The following is a 9,916-nucleotide window of genomic DNA, read 5'->3' on the forward strand; positions in this document are numbered from 1 at the left end:
AGCCGGGAGTAGTCCCCGAGCCGGGCGGCCCCGGCCTTCTGGTAGGCCAGGGCGTTGGCCCGTTGCGCCCCCCCGTCCAGGCGGGGAGAAAGGGGGAAGAGGAGGGCGGGGAGCCGGTGGAAGGCGGCCTCGGCCAAGGTGCCCGCCCCGGCCCGGGCCAGGAGGAGGTCGGCGGCGCTCATGGCCAGGGGGCCGTCTACGAAGCCCGCCACGCGGTAGCCTTCCCCCTCCAGGTGGCGGTACCGCTCCAGCCACCTCTCCCCCACCTGGTGGAGGACGGGAAGGCCCAGGGGCCTGAGGAGGGGGGGGAGCCGCTCGTTGAGCTCCAGGCTCCCCTGGCTTCCCCCAAGGACCAAAAGGAGGGGCTTCCCCGGGTCAAAGCCCAGGCGGGCCTTGGCCTCGGCCTTGGGGAAGCGCACCTCCCGCACCGGGTAGCCCACCACCCGGGCCTTGGTGGCAAGCCCAGGGGCGAGGGGAAGGGGCACGCTCAGGGCGAGCCCCCGGCTTAAAGGCGCGAGGAGCCTCACCGCCAGGCCCAGCTTGGCGTTTTGCTCGTGGAGGAGGACGGGAATCCCCATGAGCTCCGCCGCGAAGGCGGCGGGAAACCCCGCGTAGCCCCCGGTGGAGAGCACCGCCTTGGGCCGCTTGGCCCGAAGGACCCCCCGGGCGGCCAGGAGGCCCAGGAGGAGCCGCCAGGCTTCCTTCGGCCTCAGGGCGCTCCGGTCCAGCTTGCCCGCGGGGACGAGGGCGTGGGGGATGGGGGTCTTGGGGAGGAGGCGGGCCTCGAGGCCCCCCAGGGCCCCCAGGTAGAAGACCTCATGCCCCCGCCGCCCAAGCTCCTCGGCCACTGCCAGGGCGGGGAAGAGGTGCCCCCCGGTGCCCCCCCCGGTCAGGAGGACCATTCCCTCACCCCCTTGCCCATGGCCTTCCGGGCCAGGCTAAGGAGAAGGCCCAGGGCCAGGCCCGAGACCAAGAGGGAGCTTCCCCCGTAGGAAACCAGGGGCAAAGGCACCCCGGTGACGGGGAGGAAGCCCAAGGTTACCCCGATGTTGAGGGCGGCCTGCAGGACCAGGTACAGGGTGAGGCCCAGGGCCACCAGGCCCTCCGTCCCCCCTAGCTTCAGGGCCAGGGACAGCCCCCGGAGGAAGAGGAGGCCATAGAGGAAGAGGACCACGAGCCCCCCAAGCCACCCCGTGGCGAAGACCACGCTGGCGAAGACCATGTCGTTGTGGGCCTCGGGCAGGTGGGGAAGGCTTCCTCCGGGCCCCTGCCCGAAAGGACCTCCTAGGAGGATGGCCTTCTGCGCCTGGAGGACCTGGTAGGCGGTTTCCTCGGGCCGGGCCTCCCCCTTTAGGTAGCTGAGAAAGCCGCTGAAGCGCTCGGAGACGTAGCGGAAGCGGTTCAGGTAAGCCCCGGAAAAGGGGGTGAGGACCAGGAAGCCCGCAAGGCCTATGGCGATGAGCCGCCGCCAGGGCACCTCGGCCAGGACGAAGAGGGAGGTCCCCAGGAGGAAGAGGAAAAGGGCCGTGGCGAAGTCCGGCTCCACCAGCACCAGCCCCACCGTGCTGCCCACCAGGAGGGCGGGGCCGAGAATGGGGTAGTCTTCCCCCTTGCGGTCCACGAAGGAGGCCAGGTACAGGACCAGGGCGATCTTGGCCAGCTCCGAGGGCTGGAAGGCGAAGGGCCCCAGGTCAAACCAACGCCGCACCCCCATGGGCCCGTCCCCCACCAGGAGGACCAGGACCAAGAGGAGGAGGTTCAGGAGAAGGAGGGCCAGGGCGTGCCGCAAGAGGAACCTCACGGAAAGGAGGCTTCCCCCAAGCATGGCCAGAAGGGCGAGCCCCACCCTGAGGAGGTGGTCTTCCAGGAGGCCAGGCTCGGCTACCCCCACCCCCAGGAGGCCAAAGGCCAGGAGGAGCAGGCCGCTTAAGAGGAGGGTGGGGTCCATGGTTCCCCTCCCAAGGCGAAGACCGCTTCCCGGAAGGCCCGGGCCCGGTCCTGGTAGTCCCGGAACTGGTCAAAGCTCGCCCCCAGCGGGGCCAGGAGCACGCTTCCCGCTTCCAAGCGCTTAAGGGCTTCCTCCACCGCCCGCTTCAGGGCCTTCCTGCCCTCCTTTTCCCCGATGACCACCACCTCCACCCCTTCCCCCAAGGCCTCGGCCATCCGGGGGCCGTCCCGGCCGATGGCCAGGATCACCCGCACCCGGGGGAGGAGGGCCTTGAGGCTCAAAAGGTCCGCCCCCTTGTCCTCCCCGCCCAGGATCCAGGCGATGGGGGCGGGGGCGGCCCTTAGGGCGGCGGCCACGGCGGGGGTGCGGGTGGCGATGGAGTCGTCTATGAAGACCACCTGTCCCTTGCGGGCGAAGACCTGGAAGCGGTGGGGGGGCTCGGGGAGGGTCTTGAGGCTCTCCCTCAGGGCCTTTTCCTCCAGGGGCCGCCCGAGGAGGTCCAGGTAGGCCCGGGTGGCCTGGAGGGCGGCCTCGAGGTTCGTCTCCCGGGGGCTCGCTTGGGGTAGGAAAGGGTAGGGCCGGGCGGGGGTGGCCTCGGCCGCCTTCCTCACCTTGGGGTCCTCCAAATTGTAGACCACGGCGTCTTCCGGGGTCAGGTTCTTGAGGAGGTTGAGCTTGGCGGCGTGGTAGGCCTCGAGGCTCCCGTGCCGGTCCAGGTGGTCTACCCCCAGGTTCAGGAGGACGGCCACCCGGGGCCGGAAGGCGTGGACGCGCTCCAGCTGGAAGCTGGAGAGCTCGGCCACCGCCACCTCGGCCTGGTCCACCACTTCCACCAAAGGTGGGTCCACGTTGCCCCCAGGGAGGGCCTTAAGCCCTTGCCCCTGAAGGAGGTGGGCGGTGAAGAGGGTGGTGGAGGTCTTGCCCGCCGTGCCGGTGATCCCCACGATGGGGGTTTCCGAGAGCCGGTAGGCGAGCTCCGCCTCCCCCAGCACCCTTGCGCCCCTTGCCCTCAGCGCCTCCAGGTGGGGGTGGGTGAGGGGCACCCCGGGGGCGGCCACCACCTCGGCGTAGGTGCCCTCGAGGCCCCAGTCCGGGGAGAAGCCCAGGGCCAGGGCCTCCGCCACCTCCTCCTCCTTGGGCCGGTCGTCGTAGAAGCGGGCGGGCATCCCCCGCCGCTTAAGGAAGCGGAGCACCCCCAGGCCGCTTCGCCCAAGACCATAGACCAGGATCATGCCCCACCTCCAAAGGCCAAGGCGGTGGCCAGGGCGGTGAGGAGGGCGAAGCGGAAGACGATCTTGGCCTCCTCCCAGCCGGAAAGCTCCAGGTGGTGGTGCAGGGGGCTCATGCGGAAAAGCCTCCTCCCCGTGCGCCGGAAGTAAAGGACCTGGGCCACCACGGAAAGCACCTCCAACACCGGGACGATGGCCACAAGGGGCAGAAGCCAAAGCTTACCCGTGACCACGAAAAGCCCCGCCACCATGGCCCCCAGGGCCTGGCTCCCCGTGTCCCCCATGAAGACCTTGGCCCGGGGGGCGTTGTGCCAGAGGAACCCCAGGACCCCTCCCAGGAGGGTCTGGGCGAAGGGGTAGGGGTAGAAGGGGAGAAGGATCACCGCCGTCACCGAGGCCAGGAGCCCGTCCAGGCCATCGGTGAAGTTGAAGGCGTTGGCCGCCCCCACCACCGCGAGGAGGATGAGGAGGACGTCCAAGAGGGGCCAGGGAGTGTAGGCCACCTGTCGGACGGCCCACAGGGCGAAGACCAGGGCCATGAGCCCTTGGAAGGCGAGTTTCTCCCGGGCCCGTAAGGGGCGGGCGAGGCTCCCCGAGAGGTCGTCCACCAAGCCCAGGAGGGCGAAGCCGAGGCCGAGGAGCCAAAGCCCAAAGAAGGCGTCCTTTCCCGAGGCCAGGTAGGCCAGGAAGGCGGCCAGGAGGAAGGCCACCCCGCCCATGCTGGGGGTGCCCTCCTTGGCCAGGTGGCTTTGGGGGCCGTCCTGGCGCACCCTTTTCCCCAGGCCCAGGCCTTTCATCAAGGAGATCCAGACCGCCGTGAGAAGCCAGGACAGGACGAGGGCTAGGGCCATGCCACCTCCTTGCACGACCGTACCGCTCCCTGGGGGGCGAGGTAGAGGGCTTCTCCGAAGGCGGCGAAGTCCTGGGCCTCGGCCAAGGGCCTCGCCCCCTCGGGGCGCACCAGGTAGACCTGGTCCAGAAGGGCCACCGCCCCGCACGCCCCCCCTTGGGCCTTGCGGGCGGGGCGGGGAAGGGGGAGGAGGCGCCCTTCCGGGTAGAAGAGGGCCTCTTCTCCCAGGGCCACCACCTGGCCCTCCCAGGCCACCACCTGGCGGAAGTTTCCGCGGGCCAGGAGGGCGCCATCCCGGTAGAGGCCCTTCCCGTCCACGTGGTAGAGGCCTTCCTCCCCCAAGAGGGCATCGTAGGCGGGGTAGGGGTAAAGGCCTTTCTCCGTCCAGATGGCTCCTTCCAGCCCCACCACGAGCCTCGGGGTGGCCCGGAGGAAGCGGGGGACCCCGGGGAGGGGGAGGCTTTGTAGGGAACCCCCTTCGTAGATCCAAAGCTGGTAGGGGTAGGCGGCGTAGAGGGCGGTTTCGCTGGCGTCCAGGAAGAGGGGAGGGCCGGGGAGGACCACCTGGAAGCGGCCCGAGACCAAGCCCCCCTGGGCGAACCCGCCGGGGTAGGGGAGGAGGGGCGCTTGGGCCTGGAGGGGGGCGCAGGCCGCGAGGAGGAGAAGAGGGCTTAGGCGTCCCATAGCTCCAGGATCCTTTCCAGGCCGAGGACCCTCGAGGCCTTCAGGTACACCAGGTCCCCCGGGGCCACCCGGGCCTTGAGCCAGAGAAGGGCCTCCTCCAGGGTTTCCACCGCCTCGCCCCCCAGGGCGGCCTGGGCCCGGGCGTGGGTCCCCAGGTAGAGGGGCTTCAGACCCAGGCGGGCCGCCTCCTCCGCCACCTCCAGGTGGAGCCTTTCCGCCAACCCGCCGAGCTCTTTCATCTCCCCCAGCACCGCCCACTTGCGCCCGGGCTGGGCGGCAAGCCAGGCGAGGCCCGCCTTCACCGAGAGGGGATTGGCGTTGTAGGCGTCGTGGAGGAAGACCACGCCCCCCATCTCCCGCCTCTCCATCCGCCCGGGGGGCAGGACCAGGCGGGAAAGCCTCTCGGCCACCGCCTCCACCTCCTCCCCCAGGAGCTCGGCCACCGCCAAGGCGGCCAAGGCCCCCAAGGCCGGGCCCAAACCGGGGTAGGGGACCCGGATTCTCCGTCCCCGGTAGCGGAAGCGGCTTTCTTGGGGCAGGAGCTCCAAGGCCTCTCCCCGGAAGCTGGCTTCCCCGAAGCCGTAGGTAGGCCAGCTCCCCCGGTAGCCGAAGCCTTCCAGAACCCCCCGGGCCTGGAGGCTCACCAGGGCCAGGGGGGCTTCCAGAAGCCGGGCTTCCTCCCGTACCACGCCTCTTAGGTCCCCGAAGGCCAGGAGGTGTTCCTCCCCCAAGGCGGTGAGGACGGAAAGCTCGGGGCGGGAGAGCGCCATGAGCCCCTCCATCTCCCCCACCCGGTCCACCCCGAGCTCCACCACGGCCCCCGGGGCCTCCTTAGGCAGGGTGAGGAAGAAGCGGGCCAGGGGCGGGGCGGTGTTCAGGTTGCCGGAAGGGGCGGGGAAGCCCAGACCCTGGGCCAGGGCCTCCTTGGTGGTGGTCTTCCCCGTGCTCCCCCCCACGGCCACCACCTTCCCCGGGAAAAGCTTCCGCAGGGCCCGCCCCAGCCTGAGCAAGGCCAGGCCCGTGTCCGCCACCTCCACCGTGGCCTCCCCCGGGCGGTCGGAGAGGACCAGGTGGGCCCCTTTGGCCAAGGCCTCCTTGGCGTAAGCCCGCCCGTGGGTGCGGCTTCCAGGCAGGGCCACGAAGAGGAACCCCGGCCCCACGGCCCGGCTGTCCCAGTGGAGGTCAACCACGGGCCGGCCCCCGGGGTATAGCCTCCCCCCCGTGGCCTCGGCCACCCATTCCGGCGTCACTTCCCTAACGTGCGCATCTTGCACCACTGCCTCACCGCCCCTCAGCATAGGGGGGAAGACCCGCATAGGCCAAGAGGCCGGCGGCCACCTCCCGGAAGATGGGGGCGGCCACCAGGCTTCCGTGGATCTCGCCCTTGGGGTGGTGGACGGCCACCACCACGGTGTACCGGGGGGCGTCCCCGGGGACGAACCCGGCGAACCAGGCGGTGAAGACCTCCTGGGAGTAACGGCCCTGGACCACCACCTGAGCGGTGCCGGTCTTGCCCGCCAGGGGGTAGCCGGGAAGGGCGGCCCTGGGGGCCAGGGCCTCCTCCAGGGCTTGGCGGACGGCCTGCGCCGTTTCCGCGGAGAAGACCCGCTCTTCCCTGGCCTTTTGGCCCTGGAAGAGCTGGGGGGTGCGGTAGACCCCGTCCACCAGGGCGGCGAAGGCGGCCGCCAGGTGCAGAGGGGTGATGAGAAAGCCCTGGCCGAAGGCGTGGTTGGCGTAGTTGACCCGGCCCCACGCCTCCGGGGGCTTGATCAGGGGAGGGGCGGTGCGCACCCCGGGGAGGGGCCTAGGGTCGGTGAGGTGGAGTTTCTCCATATAGCGATAAAAGGTTTCCTTGGGGATGCCCTCGGCCAGAAGGCTGATCCCCACGTTTGAGGAATATTTCAGCACCTCGGCCAGGGTGAGCCTAGGGGGGTGGGGCACGGCGTCGCGGATAACCCACCCTTCCACCTTCCGCCGCATGGGGGCCTCCACCGGGGTGGAAAGGCGGGCCGCTCCCTCTTCCAGGAGCATGGCGGCGGTGAGGGCCTTCATGGTGGAACCCGGCTCCAAGGCCACCAGGAAGGCGTGGTTGCGCCAGGAGAGGTCCTGTTCCGGGTCCTTGCGCGGGCCCATGGGGTCAAAGGCCGGGGCGTTGGCCACGGCCAAAAGCCTTCCTTTCCGGTCCAGGACGAGGAGGGTGGCAAAGGCTCCCCGGCTTCGTTCCAGCCCCTTCCAGAGGGCGCGTTCCGCCAAGGCCTGGATCCACGGGTCCAGGGTGAGGGTGAAGGAGCGCCCTTCCGAGAGGGCGGCGTTCAGGTCCCGCTCCAGCCCTTCCAGGCCCCGGCCAGAGGCCCGCTCGCCGAAGCCCAAAAGCTGGCTTGCGCTCTTCCCCAGGGGGTAGTACCGCCCCCCCTCGAGGCTCACCGCCAGAGGGGTGCCGTCGGCGGCGTAGAGGTTGCCCCGCAAGGGGGGCGGGGACGGGGGCGGAGGGACTGGCCTCGGCCCCCGGCTCACTAGGGCGTAGACCCCCAGGGCCAAAAGGGCGAGGTAGAGGCCCATCCCCAGGAAGACCAAAGGCACCCGGTTGGCGCCCGCGGTCACCGCTCCCACCTCCCCCGGCTCATGGGTACAAACCCTTCCTTCTCCGCCCACTCCAGCACCCGGTGGGGCTGGCTTAGGCGCCAGGCTTCTTTAAGAAGGGACTCCTCTTGGGCTTTGAGGTGTTTCAAGCGCTCCTCCATCCGGGCCAGGCGGGCCTTTTCCATCTGGTTGCGGTGGCCTGCGGCGAAGAGGAGGAGGAGGGCCAAGAGGTACAGGAGGCCAAAGCGCAGGGCCGCCCTCATGCCGCCTCCTTCTCCGCCGCCCGCAGCTTGGCGCTCCGGGCGCGGGGGTTTCGCGCCACCTCCTCTGGGGAGGGGAGCACGGGCTTTTTGGTGATTGCCTTGAGGCCGCTCGCCTTTAGGAACCGCTTCACCAATCGGTCCTCGAGGGAGTGGAAGGTGATGACCACAAGCCGCCCCTCTGGGGCCAGGACCTCGGCGGCCTGCGCGAGAAACTCCTCCAGGGCGCCAAGCTCGTCGTTCACGTACATGCGCAGGGCCTGGAAGGTCTTGCGGGCGGGGTGCCCGGCCTTGCGGAAGCCCACTGCCTGGCGGATGATTTCCGCCAGTTCCGTGGTGGTCTGGATGGGTTTCTTCCTCCTCGCTTCCACGATGGCCTTGGCGACGCGCCAGGCCTGCTTTTCCTCTCCCAGGTCCCGGAGGATGCGGTAAAGCTCCTCCAGGGGCAGGGTGTTCACCACCTCCTCTGCTGTGGGGCCCTCCTCCCCCATGCGCATGTCCAGGGGGCCTTCCTTCTGGTAACTGAAGCCCCGCCTGGGGTCGTCCAAGTGGAAGCTGGAGACCCCGAGGTCCGCCAGGATTCCCGCCACCTCTTCCACCCCCGCTTGGTGGAGCACCGCCTTTAAGTGGCGGAAGTTGGCCCGGTACACCCGGAGGCCGGGGAGGTCCAAGGCCCGGGCCCGAGACACGGCTTCGGGGTCCTGGTCCAGTCCCAGGACCAGCCCTCCCCGCTCCAGGATGCCCCGGGCGTGGCCAGCGCCTCCCAGGGTGGCGTCCACGTACACCTTGCCGGGTTCTACCCTCAGGAAGTCCAGGGCTTCTTGGTACAGGACGGGAATGTGCTGGGCAACGGTCTTCATAAATACCTACCCAATGAGTCCCTTGAGCGCCTCGGGGGCCGGTGGGTGGCGCATAATTTCTTCGATGGTCTTCCACCAGCGTTCCTGGCTCCAGATCTCCAGCCTGCCCGGGGCTCCGGCCACCACCACCTCGCCCCCTTCCTGGAGCCCGGCGAACTGGCGCAAGGGAGGGGGGATCAGGACCCGGCTGGCGTTGTCCATCCGGGTCTTGTGGGCTCCCGAGTAGAAGAAGCGGACGAAGGCGCGGGCTTCGGCATCGGTGAGGGGAAGGTTGACCAGCTGCTCTTCGATCTTGCGCCAGCGGTCGGAGGGAAAGACGTAAAGGCACCCTTCCATCCCGCGGGTGAGCACCAGGCCGTCTTCCAGAAAGTCCCGGAAGGGGGCGGGGATGACCACCCGTCCCTTGTCGTCCAGGCTGTACTGGTACTCACCGAAGGGCATTTCCCACCCGCTCCCACCTTCGCTGGGGTCCGCCCCTTGGGTTTAGGGGGTAAGGACCTTACCCAGACGAGGCTTTACGCCGGGAGTATAGCACGTATTCCCCACAGATTTCCACTCTCTCCCACCTAAGTCCCACCTACACCCCACCCTGGCTGAGGAGGCTATTCCGGTGGCTTGAGCGGAGGGAACTTCGCCCACTTTGCGCCGCTTTGGTTTCTCCTGTCCGGCTTGCGGACGGCGCTGGGTGTGCTATGGTGGGAATAGCCCTCATTTCTGCCAGGGGGCTGGGGAACTTGAAAGCTTACCTGCCATAACTCCCAAAAAGACACATAAAGGGGGGTAGCAGAGTGTTTTTGCCGTCCTGGTCATGTGTAGTCCCCACGCACGTGGGGATGACCCGTTCCGCACCCCCTGGTCGGTCCGGGCCACGCTCCGGGCCCGCACGGGCTCCCAGCTCCCCTCGAGGCGGTGCAAGGGCAGGGCCTCCCACTCGTCCGTGGCCGGGTAGGGGTAGGGAGCCTTGCGCATCCTGAGCACCGTGGCCGCCTTCCCCTCCCCCGGGGCTTTCCCCGCCACCGAGGCGTGCTCCCCTTTGAGGCTCGCGGCCCGGTCCGTGGTGGCGTAGAGCTCCATCAGGGGGTAGTCCACCAGGTTCCGCACGATCTCGAGGTGGGGCCCCTCCGCCATCTGGAGCTCCACGCTGAAAGGCCCCACCGCCTTGAGCCCGGTGAGGTCCAGGTGAATCAGGTCCTTGAGCTCCCCCCCGTTGGCCCAGTTGGCGGTGTGGAAGGCCACCTTGGTGAGGTAGCGGAAAATGGTGCTCGCGGGGTCATCGGTCATCTCCTGGATGGAGAGTTTGGAGAGGACCGGTTCATACCCCTCCACCGCCCCGAGCCACATCCACCGGGCCACGGCGTCCTGGGCCAGGACGTGGGCCATGCTGGCCACGGTGAGCCGGGTGGCGGGGGCGGCCTCGGGGCCTAGGGGCTCGGTCTCCTCGAGGGCCACCACGGGGCCGTGGACCACTGCCTCCCAGTCCCCCTTCTTCCCGTCCCAGGCCAGCA

At 69.4% G+C, this 9,916-nt stretch carries 11 protein-coding genes; all 11 read right to left on the minus strand.

Going from position 1 to position 9,916, the window contains the following annotated elements; all coding sequences use genetic code 11:
* On the minus strand, positions 1–902 hold a 902-nt coding region (locus AC01Y6_RS08570; protein ID WP_476671122.1), incomplete at its 3' end, for a UDP-N-acetylglucosamine--N-acetylmuramyl-(pentapeptide) pyrophosphoryl-undecaprenol N-acetylglucosamine transferase.
* Complete coding sequence (locus AC01Y6_RS08575) at positions 890–1,948, minus strand: FtsW/RodA/SpoVE family cell cycle protein (RefSeq protein ID WP_428721265.1); 1,059 nt, start codon at positions 1,946–1,948, stop codon at positions 890–892. The genes AC01Y6_RS08570 and AC01Y6_RS08575, both read right to left, overlap by 13 nt.
* Positions 1,927–3,180 (minus strand): Mur ligase family protein, encoded by a 1,254-nt coding sequence (locus AC01Y6_RS08580; RefSeq protein WP_476671124.1) that lies wholly within the window; start codon positions 3,178–3,180, stop codon positions 1,927–1,929. The genes AC01Y6_RS08575 and AC01Y6_RS08580 overlap by 22 nt, the downstream gene beginning before the upstream one ends.
* Positions 3,177–4,028 carry a phospho-N-acetylmuramoyl-pentapeptide-transferase gene (locus AC01Y6_RS08585; protein WP_476671125.1) on the minus strand — a complete coding sequence of 284 codons (852 nt, stop codon included), beginning with the start codon at positions 4,026–4,028 and terminating at the stop codon, positions 3,177–3,179. The genes AC01Y6_RS08580 and AC01Y6_RS08585 overlap by 4 nt, the downstream gene beginning before the upstream one ends.
* Positions 4,019–4,711, minus strand: coding sequence for a hypothetical protein (locus AC01Y6_RS08590; protein WP_428716714.1), 693 nt, complete (start codon positions 4,709–4,711; stop codon positions 4,019–4,021). Before AC01Y6_RS08590 ends, AC01Y6_RS08585 begins: the two co-directional genes overlap by 10 nt.
* A complete protein-coding gene (locus AC01Y6_RS08595) occupies positions 4,699–6,009 on the minus strand; it encodes a glutamate ligase domain-containing protein (RefSeq protein ID WP_476671127.1) in 1,311 nt (436 codons plus the stop codon). Before AC01Y6_RS08595 ends, AC01Y6_RS08590 begins: the two co-directional genes overlap by 13 nt.
* Complete coding sequence (locus tag AC01Y6_RS08600) at positions 5,993–7,312, minus strand: peptidoglycan D,D-transpeptidase FtsI family protein (RefSeq protein ID WP_428720868.1); 1,320 nt, start codon at positions 7,310–7,312, stop codon at positions 5,993–5,995. Before AC01Y6_RS08600 ends, AC01Y6_RS08595 begins: the two co-directional genes overlap by 17 nt.
* Entirely contained in the window at positions 7,309–7,554 is a 246-nt protein-coding gene (locus AC01Y6_RS08605; protein ID WP_347240257.1) for a hypothetical protein, read from the minus strand. The genes AC01Y6_RS08600 and AC01Y6_RS08605 overlap by 4 nt, the downstream gene beginning before the upstream one ends.
* Positions 7,551–8,411, minus strand: coding sequence for a 16S rRNA (cytosine(1402)-N(4))-methyltransferase RsmH (rsmH, locus tag AC01Y6_RS08610; protein WP_476671128.1), 861 nt, complete (start codon positions 8,409–8,411; stop codon positions 7,551–7,553). The genes AC01Y6_RS08605 and rsmH overlap by 4 nt, the downstream gene beginning before the upstream one ends.
* 6 nt (positions 8,412–8,417) lie before the next feature.
* Positions 8,418–8,852, minus strand: a complete 435-nt coding sequence (gene mraZ / locus AC01Y6_RS08615; protein WP_054638370.1) for a division/cell wall cluster transcriptional repressor MraZ — start codon at positions 8,850–8,852, stop codon at positions 8,418–8,420.
* A 267-nt stretch (positions 8,853–9,119) separates the two neighbouring features.
* The coding region (locus AC01Y6_RS08620; RefSeq protein WP_476671131.1) for a hypothetical protein at positions 9,120–9,916 on the minus strand (797 nt) is incomplete at its 5' end.

The organism is Thermus sp., from assembly GCF_056332225.1.

What these genes read in the sequence shown, in the direction of transcription:
- AC01Y6_RS08595 (WP_476671127.1), bottom strand. Translation starts at nt 6,009, where the DNA reads ATGCTGAGGGGCGGTGAGGCAGTGGTGCAAGATGCGCACGTTAGGGAA.
- rsmH (WP_476671128.1), bottom strand. Translation starts at nt 8,411, where the DNA reads ATGAAGACCGTTGCCCAGCACATTCCCGTCCTGTACCAAGAAGCCCTG.
- AC01Y6_RS08575 (WP_428721265.1), bottom strand. Translation starts at nt 1,948, where the DNA reads ATGGACCCCACCCTCCTCTTAAGCGGCCTGCTCCTCCTGGCCTTTGGC.
- AC01Y6_RS08585 (WP_476671125.1), bottom strand. Translation starts at nt 4,028, where the DNA reads ATGGCCCTAGCCCTCGTCCTGTCCTGGCTTCTCACGGCGGTCTGGATC.
- mraZ (WP_054638370.1), bottom strand. Translation starts at nt 8,852, where the DNA reads ATGCCCTTCGGTGAGTACCAGTACAGCCTGGACGACAAGGGACGGGTG.
- AC01Y6_RS08580 (WP_476671124.1), bottom strand. Translation starts at nt 3,180, where the DNA reads ATGATCCTGGTCTATGGTCTTGGGCGAAGCGGCCTGGGGGTGCTCCGC.
- AC01Y6_RS08590 (WP_428716714.1), bottom strand. Translation starts at nt 4,711, where the DNA reads ATGGGACGCCTAAGCCCTCTTCTCCTCCTCGCGGCCTGCGCCCCCCTC.
- AC01Y6_RS08605 (WP_347240257.1), bottom strand. Translation starts at nt 7,554, where the DNA reads ATGAGGGCGGCCCTGCGCTTTGGCCTCCTGTACCTCTTGGCCCTCCTC.